The following is a 16512-nucleotide window of genomic DNA, read 5'->3' as shown; positions in this document are numbered from 1 at the left end:
CCCGCGGCACGCGCGGGTCAGCGCGCCGAAGTCGCTAGACCACCTGGCCGTCGATGACGGTGGCCGCCACCAGCTTCGCGTCCAGGTCGCGCAGGACGTCCTCGGGTGCGGCCGTCAGCACGCACAGGTCGCCGGGCTGGCCGGCCGCCACCGTGCGCGCCCGGGTGGGCTCGATCGGTCCACCGAGGAACAGGTCCAGTGCCGTTCGCGCGCTGACCTGTTCACGCTCGCCGAGCACGGCGCCCGACGGGGTCCGTCGGTGCACCGCCGCACGCAACACGGCCCACGGATCGCCGTCACCGAACGGCATATCGGTGGAAAGTGCCACGGGGACACCGGCTTCCAGCAGCGACGCCAGTCGCCACAATTGGTGGTGCTCTTCGGCAGGCACATCGGCGAGATACTGATCGCCGCGCTCGGCGACGAAGTTGGGCTGGGTGACCACGGTGACACCCAGCCCGGCCAGCACGTCGAGCTGGTCGTCGGGCACCACCGCCGCGTGCTCGATCCGGTCACCCGGATGCACACCGGCGTCGGTCAGCGCGGCCAGGCTGACGATCAGCTGGGCGGCCGTCACACAGTGCAGGGCCACCGGTGCGTCCTCGTCATGACGGCGCCCGATCCAGCCGGTCAGTTCACCGAGATCGAGATCCTCGTCGTGCAGGATGCGCTTGCCGGGAGCCAGATGGTGCACGTGCTGACGCAGACCGCCGCGGCGATGCACCTCGGCCAGCAACACCATGTCGGTGATATCGAGATCGGGTGTGGCATCGGTGATTCCGGTGACGCCGTACCGGCAGAGCCGCCGACTGAGATCGTCGACGGACGTGTCCCGCCGCTTCAGCGCGTCCGACCACGACCGGTCGGCGCTGCGCAGCCGCCCGTCGGGGTGATCGGCGAGCCCGACGGCCGCCAGGCCCGCGGAGTTGAGCGTCCACAGGATGCCGCTGCGATGCTGGATCCGGACGGGCACCGCGGGCGACAGCGCATCCAGGCCGTGCCGATCGAGCGAACCGGCCACCACCTCGTGGTAGCCGACGGCCCGGATCCAGCCGTCCTCCCCCACCTCGGCCGCCGCCAGCACCCGCGCCAGATCATCGCCGTCGTGCACCTCACCGACCCCCACCCGCACCGAATCCGCTGCGGCAGCGGCCGAATGCACGTGCACGTGATGGTCGTGCAGACCGGGGATCACCAGGCCCAGTGCCGCGTCGAGCACCCGTTCGCCGTCGGCGGGCTCCAGCGCCGGGGCCACCTCGTCTATCCGGGTGTCGACCCGGATGTCGACGACGCTGCCGTCCAGCAGGGTTGCACGCCGAATCAGCATGACACGGACCACCTTTCCTCGATCATCGTGTGAACTCGGCCGTTGTCGGCCCCAGATGCCGGTGCCCGCATCGCGGGTTCCGGTGCTGTGCCGCACTGTAGTTCGCCACCGAGGCCGGCGTAGCGGGCCGCCGTCGCCGCCATCGACACCTCGATCAACTCTCCACCGCCCCGGCCCAGCGAAGCTGTCACCGCCTCGGCCGCCTGCAGACCCGTCAGCGGGTCGGCGATGGCGTCGCCGACGAAAACCGGCCGCCCACCGTCATACCCGACCAGAGCGCCGGACACCGCGGCATCATCTCCGAACGCCACCCAGTCCGCACCCGGCGCGTCGGTGCCGTGCCCGGTGATCTGCACCCACACCCGGCCATCCCGCGCCTCGACGGCATCCGGGCCGAACCCGCGCCGGTTCAGCGCGGCGGGCCGCGAGGACTCGATGACCACGTCGGCCACCGACAGCAGCCGGCGCAGCGCCTCGGTATCGTCGAAATCGACTGCGTAGGAGAGTTTTCCGCCGTTCATCCAGTCATAGAAGGCTGCGGGCCCTGCGCGGGTGCCGTCGGGGCGCCGCGGGCTCTCCACCTTGACCACGGTCGCACCCGCGTTCGCCAGCAGGTGGCCGCACAACGGACCGGCCCACATCGAGGACAGATCGGCGACCAGCAGGTCTGCCAACGGCCGGCTGCGCGCCCGGCCCGTGGTGCGTATTCGCGGTGCCGCCGCGGCGGTTTCGCCGAGCAGAGCCGCGGGCAGGCCCAGCAACCGGGCGCGCTCGACGACGGCGGCTGCCCCGTGGTCGTCGACCCCGCCCTGTACCGCCTGCCACGGGTCGTCCACCCGGTCCGCGCCGACCAGGGCGGGCACCGCGTCGATGTCGTCGGCGCGTGCCAACGTCAGGGCACACCAGCCGTCCGCACCGCCCAGCAGCCGCGTGGCGCCACCCGCCGAGACCGGGCCGTGGGGCGCCCAACCCAATTGGACGGCGCGGCCGGTGAGCAGTTCGGCCGCATCCACGGCGGCGCCGGTCCGCGCCGCGACCTGATCGGCCAGGGCCTGGGCGCGTGCGCAGATCTGCTGCGGGACGCCGGACGCGGAAGCCATCCCGCCATCTTGCCCCGCGGCGCAACGCGGGCGCTCCGGTTCAGGCGTGCAGCGCGGTGAAACGCCAGTCCAGCACGGGGCGGTCCGGCTCGCCCAGGTCGGCCGCGACGGCGTACACCACCGAGCGCAGCCGTAACCGCACCCCGACGGCGGCCGGCTCGGCCGACTCGATGTGCAGCTCACTGTGCAGCGTGTCGTTCTCGTGGACGGGCCCGGTGTGGTCGCAGGACTCCCAGCCGAGCACGGTGATCAGGTCGGGCAGCAGGCGGGTGGTCTGCGCCAGGGCCAGGCCGATGGTGTGCCCGCCGTACACCAGGCGTTGCCCGCCGGAGCGCCAATCATGATGCGTGGCAGCGATGTTCAGTGACAGACGGGCCAGCTCGGGCGCGCTGGACACCACGTCGGCGGTGCTGGGCACGACGGTCCCGACGAGCGCGTGGTCGAACCCCGTCCCGGACAGGGCGCGAGCGTTCCAGCCGGCGGTCGGATCCGGCGGGCTCTGCCGGTCGACTCCGATCGCGGCCAGGTCATCGGCGTGTCCGGTGTCCGGCGCGTCCGGGGACAACGGCAGCATGGCGCACCGGTAGAAGTCGAGCACGGAGCGACCGGACTGGTCGACCGTCGTCATCCGCAGTGCGGCCAGCCCGGTGGCGGCACGTCCGGGCTTCGCGGAGTTCTGCCGCAGGGCGACCACCTCGGTGCGGGTGGTCAGGGTGTCCCCGATGACCGGGAATCGGTGGAAGGTCAGGCCGCGGTAGAACAGGTTGGCCTTGACCCGCTGGGTGACCAGCGTGGACTGGCCGATCGCGATGTCGCACACCAGCGCGGGGTGCGCCAGCGGGCCGGCCTCCCCGGTCACCGCGCGGGCGAGCTCCGCGTCCAGGGACAGCCGCAGCCGATCGCCCAGGATGGCCTGATGCGCGGCCGCCGCACCGGAGGTCAGGGTCATCGCGGGGGCGGTGTCGAAGACCTGGCCGACATGCAGGTCGTCGAAGTACGGTCCGCCGGGTCTGTGCACAGTCACGGCTCGCACTCTAGGACGTGCGGCGCGTCAGTCACTCACCGGCGAGCGCGCGGTCGGCCAGTGCCCCGACGGCCGGTGCCAGGAACTCGGAGTATTGGCGGGTGATGTGGCCGCCGTCGAAATACACCATGGTGTCGCCGACGATGGCCGGGCAGCGGTTGTCGGCGCAGAACAGGTCGGTGACGTCGGCGTACTGTCCCCCGGCGCCGGTGACGACGGCCGACTCGGCGGCGGCGCCGGGACCGTGCTTGGGGTTGCGCACCGAGCCACACACGGTCGCGTCATCCAGGTGCCCGGACAGGCAGAGCGGCACCGGCGCAGGCAGATCGGCGGACGCGCCGAGCACCAGCACCCGCGCGCCGGTGTCCCGCAATTCGGTGGTGAGCCGACCCAGACTGTCGACCCAGGCCCTGTCGTACATGTCGAGCCCCGGCACCAGGGTGTGGGCGCCGTTGGCGTCGTACGCCCGCGACGACACGACCACCACCAGCTCGGGGCGCTCGGCCCGCAGCCGGGACAAGATGTGATGACGCCACTGTGCACAGCGCTGAATGCCTTCGGCCAGACCGTTGAGGTGGCTCGCGATCGGCATTTCCGTGATCGGGCAGCCGGCCTTCGCCATCATCTCCAGCCGCCAGTGCCGCTGTTCTGCGACCTGCTTGAACGCCGGGTTGAACATGGCTGCCCGCGAATCGCCGATCAGGGCCACCCTGGTCGATGAGTCGAGGTCGCCCACCGCGCACTCGGGATGCGACGCGTCGAAGAGCAGGATGCGCAGGCAGCCGTTGGTCAGGATGGCGAGTTGCTGGGACCCGCCGGAGGTCAGTGGCGGATTCAGGTTCGAGGGAACGGCTTTCAGGTTGACGGATGCGGCGACGGCGGCCTGCACCTGTTCGAAGGCATCGCGCACCGCCGCGTCGTAGGCGGCCATGCCGGAGCCCGGCGGCACCTGAACCGCGTTGATGTTCACGGGCCGGGCGGCAGGCCCGCGGCCGACCGGCGTCGGCACGGTGACCAAGACGACCACGCCCACCACGACCGCCACCGCGGTGACGCCGCCGCCGAGTCCCAGGCTGGCCCAGGCCGACGTGCGGATGCACGGGGCGAAGCGCAGCGGATTCTCGACGAATCGCAGGGTGAGGACTGCCAGCCCGGCCGCCACCAGCACCAGGGCCAGCTTTGCCGCCAGCCCCAGGGGGTGACCGACCAGCAACGGAATCAGAATCAGCACCGGCCAGTGCCAGAGATACAAGGGGTACGACACCCGGCCGATGGCTCTCATCGGCGCCAGCCCGAGGACGCGACCGCACCCGCGCGACGGGTCGGCGCAGCCGGCGCCGATGACGAGCACCGCGCCGAGGGTGGGCAGCAACGCCGCAAATCCCGGGTAGCTCGTGGCGCCGCTCAAGGTGGTACACGCCACGACGATCAGCGCCAGTCCAGCCCAGCCGACGAGCGCCGCGGCTCGCGACCGCAACCGGCGCCACTGCACCACGGTGAGGGCGACCAAGCCGCCGGCGGCCAACTGCCACGCCCGGGTCGGCAGCGAGAAGAACGCCAGCGGCGGCAACAGGTAGGTCAACACCACCGACAGGGCGAACGACACGGCGGCGACAAGTCCCAGCACCACCAGGTAGGGGCGAACCGACGTCGTGGTGCGCCGGCGCACGCGACGGAGGAACCAGGCGGTCGCGATGATCAGGATCGGCCACACCAGATAGAACTGTTCTTCGACGCCCAGCGACCAGTAGTGCTGAAAAGGCGACGGCGACAACAGGTTCTGCTTGCCGAAGTATTTCACGCCGGAGAAGATGAACTGGTAGTTGCTGACGTACAGGGCGCTGGTGATGCCGTCGATGGTGACCGACTTGACCTGCAGGGGCGGCAGCAAGAGAGCCGAGGCGATCAAGGTGACGACGGCCACCAGCGCCGACGCCGGAAGCAACCTGCGGGCCCGCGCGCCGTAGAAGTTGCGCAGCTTGACCGTCCCGGCGGTGCCGACGTCACGCCAGAGAAGTCCGGTGATGAGGAAGCCCGAGATGACGAAGAAGACGTCGACGCCGACGAACCCACCGCCCAAACCGGGCAGGTCCGCATGGAACAGGACGACGGCCAACACCGCGACGGCGCGCAGACCCTCGATATCGGTGCGGAATGTCTTCGGGGTAGCAGCAACCGGTTCCGCGAGAGCCGTGTCCTGTCGTTCGACGCGCTGCGGCGCCCCCGTGGTCACCACTTTGCGAGAACCGCTCTCACCGTGGCGCCGGACTCGGCGCACGGGGCATCCGGACCGCCGCGCCATGCAGCGTCCCGGCTACCCGCCGACGTCGCCGAGGTCGCCGCGAAAGAGCCACCGAAATGCGCTCCAACCAGCGGTTGCTGGCGGGCCTGGGTGGCCCTGGCGGCCCCGGAGGCCTCACGGTAGGTGCCCATGGGCCAGCAGAATATACGCCCACGTCAAATACTGCCAACCGAGTGGTCGGGGGACGTTTGGTTATTTGCCGTGTCAACGATACGGCGCGGGAAACACCAGCCCCTTGCGTTACATATCTGGTTGCTTTTGCAATGGTCTATCGACGGTGCTCAGCGGTGCGTGGGCTCCCCGGTGACCCGGTGGTCGGCGTGATTGAGCCCCTCCTGCACCAGCCGGCTCAGATGCCCGTCGCGCAGCCGGTAGAACACCCGGCGACCGTCCTTGCGGGTTTCCACGAGCCGGGCGAACCGCAGTTTGGCCAGATGCTGACTGATCGACGTGCGGGAGGCCCCGGTGGCGTCGGCCAGCGCGGTCACGTCGGCCTCGCCGCGGGCCAGCAGCCACAGCAGGTGCAGGCGGGTGCGGTCGGCGAGCATCCGGAAGGTCTCGCTGGCGATGTCGAGGCGCTCATCGTCGGGCGCAGCGTCATGAACGAGACTGGGCCGCGGGCTCTGCGGTTCGTGCCCCACGCGCCCGTCGCTGCCCGGTTCCCTGCCCATCGACCGTGCCCCTTTGTGCGATCCGGGCCGCGGCGATCGCTGCGGATGTAGCGACAATAGCGAGAATCGTGGCCGCGGCACCCTGATCGACGGTCGCGCCCACCCAGCCGGCGACCGGGTAGGTGATCAGGAATCCCGCGTGGGACAACGAGAACTGGGCGGTGAACACCGCGCCGCGGTGCGGACCGGCATTCCGGCGCAACAGCCGCCCGGCGGGTGTGTTGACCATCGATGTCGCGGCGCCGAGGACGGTCCACAACACCGCCAGGACGGTCCAGCCGGCCAGGCCGCTCACCAGCACGACGGCCGTCACCCCCAGCCCGGCCGCCGCGACAGCCGCGCCGGCGAGCATCAGCGTCCGATCCGCCAGGACATCCAGCAGGCGCGGGACCAGCAGGGCCACCGTCAGTGACCCCGCGCCGTAGCAGGCCAGCAGCAGCGCCACGTCCGCGTTGCCGCCGCCGAGCAGGTCGCGGGCATAGACCACGGTGTTGACCACGACCAGCCCGGTGGCCGCTGCCACCACCACATTCATGGCCAGTAGGCTTCGTAATTCGAAGCTGCCCAACATGATTCGACTGCCATCCAGAATGCGCCCCGGGAGTCCGGTCTCGGTATCGACGCTTCCTCGTCGCGGTATCGCGGTGCCGAGAACCAGCACCAGCGACACCACGAATCCGGCGGCGGTGCCGACGAACAGGCCGTGATAGGCGATCACCGTCAGCAGCGCCGCGGCGAGCAACGGGCTGAGCAAGGACTCCAGGTCGTACGCCAGCCGGGACAGCGCCAGCCCGCGGGTGTAGTCGGCCTCGTCGGTGAGCACATCGGCGATGACGGACTGGAAGGCCGGGGTGAACGTCGCCGAGGCCACCTGCAGCACGAACACCAGCAGGTAGATCTGCCAGACCTGGCCCACCCACGGCAGCGCCAGGGCGACCAGCGCCCGCACGACATCCGCGCCGACCAGTACGGCCTTCGGCGGGAGGCGGGCGGTGAGGCCCGACATGACCGGCGCCGCAACGACGTACGCGATCATTTTGATCGCCAGGGCGGTGCCGAGCACCGTGCCCGCGGCGCCGCCGGCCAGATCGAAGGCGAGCAGTCCGAGCGCAACGGTCAGCAGCCCGGTGCCGGCAAGGGCGGTCACCTGGGCGATGTAGAGCCGCCGGAACACGGGATGCCGCAGAACCATGCGACCAGTATTACCTATATGTGCGCAATTGCGCACATATAGGTTACGTCAGGTCACGTCGTCGACGAGCCCCCATACCCGTGCGGTGTGCGCGTCGATGGTGCGACCCGACAACACCAGATAGGCCGTGCGCCAACGACCGACCCGCCTGGTGATGCTCACCGTGCCGCCGGCGCCGGGGATGAGCCCGAGTGCGAGCTCCGGCAGCCCCAGCACGGCGTCGGGATGGCAGCGCACCCGACCGCAGTAGGCGGCCATCTCCAGACCGCTGCCGAGCACCTGCCCGTGCACCTCCGCCCGGCACCGCTCCCCCAGCCGGCCGGCGAGTTCGGCGAGCACCAGCGCGGGGCTGTGCCGGGTGCGGGCCAGATGGGCACTGGACGGATCGGCGAAGCTGCCGAACTCGGCGAGATCACCACCACTGCAGAAGGACCGGCCGTTGCCCGACAGCACGACCTCGGTGATGCCGTCGTCGAGTCGCGCGACCTCCAGAGCCTCCAGCAGCGCGGCCCGCGCATCGGTCGTGAACGCGTTGAGCCGTTGCGGACGGTTGAATCGCACGAACAGGGTGTCCCCGTCGCGTTCGGCCTGCACCGGATCGGGCAGCAGGGGCACCTCGGCGGGGCCGCGTTCGGCAAGCCAGCGGGCGAATTCGGGCCCCGCCTGCAGCGTCGAATAGGCCAGCGATTCGGTGATCACCCCACCGAACGCGGGTGCCGCCGGGTCCAGGGCGCGCAGCACGTCGTCGCACACCGCCGCCGCCTGCGGCCAGCGCGCGCAGCGTTCGGTGAGCTCCGTGATCGTCTGCTCGATCGAGTCGACGGTGATCACCCGCGGGTCATCCGAGGCCGCCTCGGCGAGCGTGAAGGTCAGATGGTCCGCGGGCGCAGCGGTGCCGACGAGAATGCCTGCCGGCAGCGCCAGTTCGCTCACGAGTACTTGTTTATCAGTTCCTGCTTGTAGAGCTTGCCGGTGTCGGTGCGCGGCAACTGAGCCTCGAACGAGATGGACCGCGGGCACTTGTAGTGCGACAGGTTCTCCCGCAGCCAGGCCAGCAGTTCCGCGGCGAACTCTTCGGTGGCATCCGCCGGGTCGACGGTCTGCACCACGCCCTTGACGCTCTGGCCCATCTCGGTGTCCGGGATGCCGAACACGGCGGCGTCCATCACCTTCGGATGGACGACGAGGGCGTTCTCGGCTTCCTGCGGGTAGATGTTCACCCCGCCGGAGATGATCATGTGGTGCCGCCGGTCGGTGAGGTAGAGGTAGCCGTCCTCGTCGAGGTAGCCGATGTCGCCGACGGTGAGCCAGCCGTGGGTGTCCCGCGAGGACGCCGTCTTGCCCGGGTCGTTGAGGTACTCGAAATCGTTGCCGCCTTCGAAGAAGATCTCGCCGGGCTCGCCGGCGGGTAGCTCGTTGCCGTCCTCGTCGAGGATGTGGATGACCCCGAGCATCGGCTTGCCGACAGAGCCGGGGTGGGTCAGCCAGTCCTCGGCGCTGATGAGCGTCGATCCGATGGCTTCGGAGGAGGCGTAGTACTCGTCGACGATCGGGCCCCACCACTCGATCATCTGCTTCTTGATCTCCACCGGGCACGGCGCGGCGGCATGCATGACGCGCTTGAGCGACGAGATGTCGTACGACTCGCGCACCGACTGCGGCAGCTTGAGCATCCTGGTGAACATCACTGGGACGAACTGGCCATGCGTGACACCGTGTTTCGCGATCGCCTCCAGCGCGCCCGCGGCGTCGAACTTGTCCATCACGACGACCGTCAGGCCGCCGGCCAGCGCATTGAGCGACCACACCGACGGTGCGGTGTGGTACAGCGGCGCCGGGCTGAGATAGATCGCGTCGGGACCCATCCAGTACTCGACGAGCATCGCCATCATCCCCGGCACCTCGGCGGGCGGCAGGTGCGGCAGGGCTCGCTTGATGCCCTTGGGGCGGCCGGTGGTGCCCGAGGAGTACTGCAGCAGATCGCCTTCGATCTCGTCCTCGATCGGCGTCTCGGGTTGGTCGGCGACGGCGGCCGGGTACGGCGCCCAGCCGTCCAGATCGTCTGCGGTGCTGAGCAGGACAGCGGGCAAGCCGTTGGGCAGATGCTCCGCCAGGCCGGCACACACCTCACGCAGCGCGGCGGACGCGACGACGGCTTTGGCCCCGCTGTTGTCGATGATGTAGGCCGTCTCGGCGGCGGTCAGGTGCGTGTTGATCGGCACGTAGTAGAGGCCGCTGCGCCGCGCCGCCCACATGATCGTGTGCATGTGCTCGGTGTTCTCCATGAGGATCGCCACCGCATCGCCCTCGCGCAGACCCTGGCCGCGGAAGTAGTGGGCAAGTTGATTCGCCCGCGCCTCCATCTGACCGAATGTGACCACGGTGCCGGCCGGATACAGGATGACGGCCGGCTTGTCAGGAGTCGCGAGAGCGGTTTCACGGATCTGCATGGGGTGACTCTACGACCCGATGTTTGACACCCGTCAAGTGGTGGCCTGCGCCACACTCGGCACCACACCTCGGCTGTGGCCTACATCACGTCGATATGCAGATTTAGCAAAGTTTTATCTCGTCGCGAACAGAGATTGATACCGCAGTCACACCAGTTCAATGTGCCAGTCTTCTCGCAGACTTCACCAACTGAAGTAGATACGGCGAATTATCGACAGGCGTTGCGCTATGCTTCCGCGCAGCTGAAATCAAGGAGTGATCCATGGCCGGAGACCTCGCCGCACGCCCGACCGGAACGCCCGCCGTTCCCGCGCCGGAGCCGGCACCCCACGCGCTCGACCGCAGCCCGCACGACATCGCCGCCGAGATCGACATGACCGGATCGGCATGCCTGCGGGCCCTGACCGGACCGGAGTGGACGGCGCGGGCCAGGGCGTACGCGCACGCACTGGCCGCGCGGGGCGAACACGAGGTGATGATCGAGGGTCCCGAGGCCGACGATCTCGGGTTCATCCGTGAGTTGACCGCCGACCCCCGCCTCCGGGCATTGCTGGACGGCGTCACCCGGGCCGGCTACCCCGACGCGAGCCCCGCGGACGGCACCTTCTCCTGTTCCATGCGGGTGATTCAGGGCGCCGATCCGCTGCAACGTCCCCTGTGGTTTCACTACGACGCGAGCGTCGTGACCATGGTGATCCCGGTCGACATCCCCGACGCGGACCCCGGGCAATGCGGTGAGCTGGTCCTGTGCCCGAATCATCGGCCGTACCGGCGATGGGCGCTGACCAACATCATCGAGAAGGCCGTCGTGCAGAGCGACGCCTACCGGCGCCGGTTCCTGACCGGTGTGCGGTGGGACCGGGACGCCGAGGTGGTGCCACTGACGCCGGGCAACGCCTATCTGTTCTGGGGCTACCGGTCGTATCACGCCACCCTGCCCGTCGCGGCCGGGCACACCCGGATCACCGTGGTGCTGCACTACACCAACGTGCACAACCGAAGCCGCGTCCTGCGGCACGCCAAAGCGCTGCGGGGCCGGTTGCGCGCCCGCTGACACCCCCGGGCGCCTGATCGCGCCATGACGGGCCCATCCAGGCGACCGGTGACTCCGAATCATCAAAGCAGCGGTTTGGTCTGGGAGGTTCGGTGGAATACACGCACTGTCGCGAGGCCCTTCGGGTCCGTGGCCGGCGACGGGGGGCCTGGTGACCGACAACGGATCGCTTCGCGTTCTGGTCACCGGCGCCACGGGCTATATCGGCGGGCGCCTCGCGCCGCGTCTCGTCGACGCCGGTCACGAGGTCCGGGTTCTGGTCCGCGACCCGGACAAGATCCACCCGACGCCGTGGGCCAAGAGCGTGCAGACGTTCTGCGGTGACCTGATGGACCCGGCCACCCTCGACGCGCCCTGCCGCGACGTCGACGTCATCTACTACCTGGTCCACTCGATGAACAGCGACGGCGAGTTCATCGAGCAGGAGCGCCGCAGCGCGCGCAATCTTGCCGACGCGGCCAGACGTGCGGGCGTGGGACGCATCGTGTACCTGGGCGGTCTGCACGCGGACTCCGAGCAACTCTCGACGCACCTGCGGTCGCGCACCCAGGTGGGAGAGATCCTGATGGACTCGGGGGTGCCGACCCTGGTGCTACAGGCCGGTGTCGTGATCGGTTCCGGCTCGGCCTCTTTCGAGATGATCCGCCATCTCACCGAACGCCTGCCGGTGATGACCACACCGCGCTGGGTGAACAACCACATCCAGCCCATCGCGGTGCGCGATGTCCTGCACTATCTGATTGCCGCGGCAAGCGCCGCGCTGCCGGAGAGCCGCACCTATGACATCGGCGGACCCGATGTACTGCGCTACGGCGAGATGATGCAGATCTACGCCGAGGTGGCCGGCCTGGCACCGCGCCGGATTCTGGTCCTCCCGGTCCTCACCCCGAAACTCGCGGGTCTGTGGATCGGCCTGGTGACGCCGGTGCCCCGCTCGATCGGCCGTGCCCTCATCGAGTCGCTGAGCACCGATGCCGTTGCGGCCGAACACGATATCGATACGGTGATCCCGCCACCGCCGGGCGGGCCCACCGACTACCGGGCGGCCGTCGCCCTCGCACTCCGGCAAGCCGCCAAGGGCGAGGTGGAGACCACGTGGGCGAACGCCGCGGCCAACGGGGCGCCGTCGGACCCACTACCGTCCGACCCCAGTTGGGCCGGCGAACTGGTGTACACCGACGTGCGCAGTGCCGACTGCCCCGCCAACGTCGCCCAGGTGTGGAACGTCTTCGAACAGCGCTGCGCCGAGAACACGCTGCGCTCGTTTCCCTTCGGCGCCGGCCGCAGCCACTGGCGCGTCGAGAAGAAGACGGATCGGTCGTTTCTCCGCCTGCGCGCGCAGACGCGCGCACCGGGCGGGGTATGGCTGGAGTGGCAGCTCGAACCCCTGGACGCGCACCACACCCGGGTACATCAGCGGGCGATCTATTCGCCGAAAGGTCTTGCCGGACAGATCTACTGGAATGCGCTTCGGCCGCTGCACCGGACCGCTCTGGCCGATGCGCTGCACAACCTCACCAGCGCCTGACCCACACGAAGGACAACGGATGATCCAGATGCAGCGCGAGGTCACGACCGAAGCCGCGCCGGATGCGGTGTTCGCGTATCTGGCCGACTTCACCACGACCGAGCAGTGGGATCCCGGCTCGGTGCGCACCGTGCGGGTTGCCGGCGACGGCGGTGTCGGCACCCGCTACGAGAACACCTCGAAGTTCGCGGGCCGCACCAGCGAGCTGGTCTACGAGGTGATCGGTGTGACACCGGGGGAATCCATCCGCCTGCGCGGCGAGAACTCGTCACTGATCGCGCATGACACCATCACCGTGCACCCGCACCCCGACGGCTCGCAGGTGATCTACCGGGTCGAGTTCGCGTTCCAGGGCTTGCTGCGGTGGGCCGAGCCGCTGCTGCGCTTCGCCGTCGGCAATCTGATGGACAACGGTGCGCGGGGCCTGCGCCGCGAACTGGCGAAGATCTGAGTTCAGGACAGCCCGAGGGCACTGGCGCAGTAGTTCCACACCCAGTCCAGATCGGCATCGCTGTCGTGGGTGGTGGGCAGATAGTGGGTGGGCCGGATCGCGCGGTCATGCCAGAACTTGCCCGACGGCGGCGTGGGAGTCGTTGCGGTGAGCCAGATTGCGGTGTCCGCTGCCTCCTCCGGCGTCCGCAGCACCGGGCCGGTGATCCGCCGGAACGCGGGCAGCGACTGGGCGACCCCGGGAGTGTCCGCCCACCCCGGGTGCATCGCCGACACCGCGACCGGCCAGCGCTGCGCGAGCCGGGGCGCCAGGGCGACCTGGACGCGCTTGCTGCGCGCGTAGGCGGTCGCGCCGCGGTAATGGCCCGTGCGGTACTCGATGTCCTCGACCGGCAACGCCTGGGTGTACATGCCGCCCGAGGACATCAGCACCACCCGCGGGTCGGGTGTGGCCGTCAGGGCGGGCAGCAGCAGCTCGGTGAGCAGCACGGGCCCGAGCACATGGGTGGACAGCGACAGCTCGTGCCCCTGTTCGGTGTAGGTGCGCTCCGGCGGCATGACCCCGGCGTTGTGGATCACCGCGTCCAGCCACGGGCGCCGCGCCGTCACCTCGGCGGCGAAGGCACGCACATCCGCCAGGTCCGACACATCGCACCGCTCGACGACGAGGTCCGCGGTGGGCAGCTCGGCGAGGATGTCGTCCCGGGCGGCTTCGCCGCGCGCGCGGTCACGCACCGTCATCAGCACCGTGGCGCCCAGCTCCGCGACACCGGCGGCGATGGCCTTGCCGATCCCGGAGTTCGCTCCCGTGACCATCACCGTGGCGCCGTCCAGTGCGTGCGGATCCAGCGCGGACCAGAACCGTTCGCGCACCGCATAGCCCAGCCGGGAGTAGCCCGGGGCGATGGTGCGATCGAGCAGTCCGTCGAGGAAGGTGGTCACCTTCCTGATTCGGAGCCACCGACCCTAGGTATGGGCCAATTCGGATCTGATCTGCACCAGTTGCTCGACGGCACGCAGGTCATACGGGGCGCGGACCCCGAGAATGATGTGCTCGGCACCCGCTTCGATCAGGGCTTCGACGGAATCGGCCGCCGGGGCCTCGATCCACACCGTGCGCTCGATGACACGGGGATCGCGGCCCTCGACCTCACACCAGCGGTCGATGACGGCGTTGAGACGCCGGATCGTGTCGGCGTCGCCGTATCCGTTCCACATGTCGGCGTATCTGGCGACCAGCCGCAGGGTGCGCTTCTCGCCGTTGCCGCCGATCAGGATCGGCAACCGGCCCAACGGTTTCGGGTTGAGTTTGTCGATCCGTGCGCGGATGCGGGGCAGCGCCGCCGCCAGTTCGTCGAGGCGTTGCACGGGCGTGCGCACCGGGTAGCCGTACTCGAGCTCATCGCGGTCCATCCAGCCCGAGCCGATGCCCAGCACTGCCCGGCCGTCCGACAGGTGGTCCAGGGTGCGGGCCATATCGGCCAGCAGGTCCGGATTGCGGTAGCCACCGCCGGACACCAGCATGCCGATCTGCGACACCCGCGACGTGGTGACCGCCATCGCCGCCAGCACCTGCCAGCCCTCGAAGTGCGGGTCGTCCGGCCGGCCGTAGAGGGGCGGGAAGAAGTGATCCCAGGTCCACAGGCTGTCGACGCCGAGTTCGTCGACACCGGTCCAGCCCGCCCGCAGGTCGGCCATCGACGATGTCTGCGGATGGATCTGGACGCCGATCTTGACCATTGCCCGACGCTACCGCGAGCTCGCCGAAACCTCCTGCATCCGTGGCAGATTGCGCTCGGCGTCGGCGTCGTCGTCGGGCAGTGCGACGAAAGGCGCACGCAGCGTGGCGAGCAGCACGTGCCGGTTGACGACGAAACCCGCGACCGCGAGAACACCGTAGACCCCGCACAACACCAGCCGGCCCTCGGTGGAGGTGATCGGGAACTGCACCGCGAACAGCACCAGCAGCAGCCACGCGGTGCGCCGGTGGAAGCGCAGCGAGAGGATCAGCGCGATACCCATCAGAGTCTGGGTCGCGGTCAGTAGGACCTCTTCGATCTGACGGCCGTCGAGCACCAGGGCAGTTCCGCCACCGCCGGCCATGTACGCGATGGGCAGCGAGCCCATCAACAGCGTCCACTGGTTGACCTTCGAGGAGATCAGGGTGGCGATCGCGGCGGTACCCTTGCCCCGGCTGGCGAAGATGATGGCAATGATGAACTCCGGTGCCTCCGACGCCAGCGGCGCCAACCACTGCACCAACAGGAAACGGTCGACACCCATCTCGGTGCCCGCACCGATGAGGCTTTCGGCGAACGGCTCCGCGCACGCGAGGATGACCGCGCCGGCGGTGACGAACAGGGCGACGACGGTGCGCCGGCGCATCCGGGTGGGCAGTGCGCCGATCGCGGCGGCGGTGCCGATCAACTCCGGTTCCTCGACCTCGCCCCTGGTCAACTTGTAGAGGTAGAAGCCGAACCAGGCCAGCAGCGCCACGCCCAGCACCAGGTGGATGCGTCCCGTCGACGGGATGACGAACGCGACCACACCGGCGATGAGCAGGAAGCCGAGCTCGACCCGGTTACCGGATTCCAGAGTCATGAAGGTCGTCTTCTGACTCGACACGCCGGGTTTGGACATACGTCGGGCAACCCACAGCGACACGAGCACCACGACCGGCCAGCCGATACCCATCAGCAGCCGGTTGGAGCCGGTCATGTTCGCCGCCGCGTACTGCACGTACTCGGGATTGCTGCCCGCGGTGTAGGCGTAATACAGGTCGACGGCGTACTCCGGGAGCACCGCGATCAGCGCCAGGACGGCAATGGCCAGCCCGCCGGACACGTCGATCTGCGCGGCTTCGGCGGCCCACGCCAACAGGAAGCTGGCCGCGACCACCGCGGCGCCGTAGAGCGCCAGCGCGACGACGGGATTCGGGTGCAGTCCGGCGAAGCGGACCACCAGGGCGGGGACGATGAAGGCGAAGGTGAGGGCGAGTGACCGGATGAGGGTCCATCCGTGAGTTCTTGTCACGTGGGCACGTCCTTAGGTATGCGGCCCGCGAGTTCATCGACAGCGACGAAACCTCGGACCGACAGATGTCATGTCGGCCGAAGGTCTCGCTCGCCGGATGTGGGATCCGGTGGAGGGCCGGGCGGCTACCGCGCTGCCAGTATGTCGACCATCCGCATCACGCCGGACGAGCCGGCGGTCAGGAACTACTCCCCTTCGCTGGGTCCGACCATACCCCCGACAGGCACGGCCCAGCAACTTAGTGAGACTACAAATTAGCGGTGTGAATGACCCTGAATTTGCTGATCAGAGGCATCACATCAGAAAGTTCGGCCACTCGAATCGAGAGATTTGAATACCCTTGGCAAACAAGAAACCGCCCCGGCCGTGGCCGGGGCGGT

Annotated in this window: 15 protein-coding genes; 3 read left to right on the top strand and 12 right to left on the bottom strand. The window is 69.2% G+C overall.

The annotated features are described in order from the left end of the window. Nucleotides 1-34 precede the first annotated feature (34 nt). From AC1DY7_RS21410 to fadD4, 9 genes are all read right to left on the bottom strand, one after another. On the bottom strand, nt 35-1327 hold the full coding sequence (locus AC1DY7_RS21410) for an amidohydrolase family protein (RefSeq protein ID WP_477495722.1): 1293 nt from the start codon (nt 1325-1327) through the stop codon (nt 35-37). Next, on the bottom strand, nt 1321-2427 hold the full coding sequence (locus AC1DY7_RS21405) for a CoA transferase (protein WP_477495721.1): 1107 nt from the start codon (nt 2425-2427) through the stop codon (nt 1321-1323). The genes AC1DY7_RS21410 and AC1DY7_RS21405 overlap by 7 nt, the downstream gene beginning before the upstream one ends. A gap of 40 nt (nt 2428-2467) precedes the next feature. After that, on the bottom strand, nt 2468-3451 hold the full coding sequence (locus tag AC1DY7_RS21400) for a MaoC family dehydratase (protein ID WP_477495720.1): 984 nt from the start codon (nt 3449-3451) through the stop codon (nt 2468-2470). A 31-nt stretch (nt 3452-3482) separates the two neighbouring features. Next, nucleotides 3483-5687: an acyltransferase family protein gene (locus tag AC1DY7_RS21395; RefSeq protein WP_477495719.1), complete on the bottom strand. Its 2205-nt coding sequence runs from the start codon at nt 5685-5687 to the stop codon at nt 3483-3485. Further along, a complete protein-coding gene (locus AC1DY7_RS21390; RefSeq protein WP_477495718.1) occupies nt 5681-5884 on the bottom strand; it encodes a hypothetical protein in 204 nt (67 codons plus the stop codon). Before AC1DY7_RS21390 ends, AC1DY7_RS21395 begins: the two co-directional genes overlap by 7 nt. Before the next feature lie 150 nt (nt 5885-6034). Beyond that, complete coding sequence (locus tag AC1DY7_RS21385; RefSeq protein WP_477495717.1) at nt 6035-6394, bottom strand: ArsR/SmtB family transcription factor; 360 nt, start codon at nt 6392-6394, stop codon at nt 6035-6037. Beyond that, the gene (locus AC1DY7_RS21380) at nt 6351-7616 is read right to left on the bottom strand and encodes an MFS transporter (RefSeq protein WP_477495716.1); all 1266 of its coding nucleotides are present in this window, start codon (nt 7614-7616) and stop codon (nt 6351-6353) included. The genes AC1DY7_RS21385 and AC1DY7_RS21380 overlap by 44 nt, the downstream gene beginning before the upstream one ends. A 48-nt stretch (nt 7617-7664) precedes the next feature. Next, complete coding sequence (locus AC1DY7_RS21375) at nt 7665-8549, bottom strand: enoyl-CoA hydratase/isomerase family protein (RefSeq protein ID WP_477495715.1); 885 nt, start codon at nt 8547-8549, stop codon at nt 7665-7667. Continuing rightward, on the bottom strand, nt 8546-10066 hold the full coding sequence (gene fadD4 / locus AC1DY7_RS21370; RefSeq protein WP_477495714.1) for a fatty-acid--CoA ligase FadD4: 1521 nt from the start codon (nt 10064-10066) through the stop codon (nt 8546-8548). Before fadD4 ends, AC1DY7_RS21375 begins: the two co-directional genes overlap by 4 nt. Nucleotides 10067-10329: 263 nt before the next feature. On the opposite strand from fadD4, the gene AC1DY7_RS21365 reads away from it, so the two are divergent. The 3 genes from AC1DY7_RS21365 (at nt 10330) to AC1DY7_RS21355 (ending at nt 13100) form a co-directional block, all read left to right on the top strand. Then, the gene (locus AC1DY7_RS21365; protein WP_477495713.1) at nt 10330-11121 is read left to right on the top strand and encodes a hypothetical protein; all 792 of its coding nucleotides are present in this window, start codon (nt 10330-10332) and stop codon (nt 11119-11121) included. Between the two features lie 151 nt (nt 11122-11272). After that, complete coding sequence (locus AC1DY7_RS21360; protein WP_477495712.1) at nt 11273-12649, top strand: DUF2867 domain-containing protein; 1377 nt, start codon at nt 11273-11275, stop codon at nt 12647-12649. 19 nt (nt 12650-12668) lie between these two features. Beyond that, complete coding sequence (locus tag AC1DY7_RS21355) at nt 12669-13100, top strand: SRPBCC family protein (RefSeq protein ID WP_477495711.1); 432 nt, start codon at nt 12669-12671, stop codon at nt 13098-13100. 2 nt (nt 13101-13102) lie between these two features. Here the strand turns inward: AC1DY7_RS21355 and AC1DY7_RS21350 are convergent, their stop codons facing one another. The 3 genes from AC1DY7_RS21350 to AC1DY7_RS21340 are packed head-to-tail and all read right to left on the bottom strand — an operon-like array spanning nt 13103 to nt 16132. Continuing rightward, the gene (locus tag AC1DY7_RS21350; RefSeq protein ID WP_477495710.1) at nt 13103-14041 is read right to left on the bottom strand and encodes an SDR family NAD(P)-dependent oxidoreductase; all 939 of its coding nucleotides are present in this window, start codon (nt 14039-14041) and stop codon (nt 13103-13105) included. A gap of 24 nt (nt 14042-14065) precedes the next feature. Next, nucleotides 14066-14839, bottom strand: a complete 774-nt coding sequence (locus tag AC1DY7_RS21345; protein WP_477495709.1) for an LLM class F420-dependent oxidoreductase — start codon at nt 14837-14839, stop codon at nt 14066-14068. 9 nt (nt 14840-14848) lie between these two features. Then, nucleotides 14849-16132: a sodium:proton exchanger gene (locus tag AC1DY7_RS21340; RefSeq protein ID WP_477495708.1), complete on the bottom strand. Its 1284-nt coding sequence runs from the start codon at nt 16130-16132 to the stop codon at nt 14849-14851. Nucleotides 16133-16512: the final 380 nt, after the last annotated feature.

The sequence above is a fragment of the Mycobacterium sp. P2_H7 genome (assembly GCF_056403275.1).
The sequence above is the reverse complement of the archived record's forward strand: the minus strand, read 5'-3'. Positions and strand labels throughout refer to the sequence as shown.

Bases quoted from the DNA above. Each gene is read 5' to 3' on its own strand.
- AC1DY7_RS21365 (WP_477495713.1), top strand. From the start codon at position 10,330: ATGGCCGGAGACCTCGCCGCACGCCCGACCGGAACGCCCGCCGTTCCC.
- AC1DY7_RS21345 (WP_477495709.1), bottom strand. From the start codon at position 14,839: ATGGTCAAGATCGGCGTCCAGATCCATCCGCAGACATCGTCGATGGCC.
- AC1DY7_RS21390 (WP_477495718.1), bottom strand. From the start codon at position 5,884: ATGGGCACCTACCGTGAGGCCTCCGGGGCCGCCAGGGCCACCCAGGCC.
- AC1DY7_RS21410 (WP_477495722.1), bottom strand. From the start codon at position 1,327: ATGCTGATTCGGCGTGCAACCCTGCTGGACGGCAGCGTCGTCGACATC.
- AC1DY7_RS21380 (WP_477495716.1), bottom strand. From the start codon at position 7,616: ATGGTTCTGCGGCATCCCGTGTTCCGGCGGCTCTACATCGCCCAGGTG.
- AC1DY7_RS21405 (WP_477495721.1), bottom strand. From the start codon at position 2,427: ATGGCTTCCGCGTCCGGCGTCCCGCAGCAGATCTGCGCACGCGCCCAG.
- fadD4 (WP_477495714.1), bottom strand. From the start codon at position 10,066: ATGCAGATCCGTGAAACCGCTCTCGCGACTCCTGACAAGCCGGCCGTC.
- AC1DY7_RS21355 (WP_477495711.1), top strand. From the start codon at position 12,669: ATGATCCAGATGCAGCGCGAGGTCACGACCGAAGCCGCGCCGGATGCG.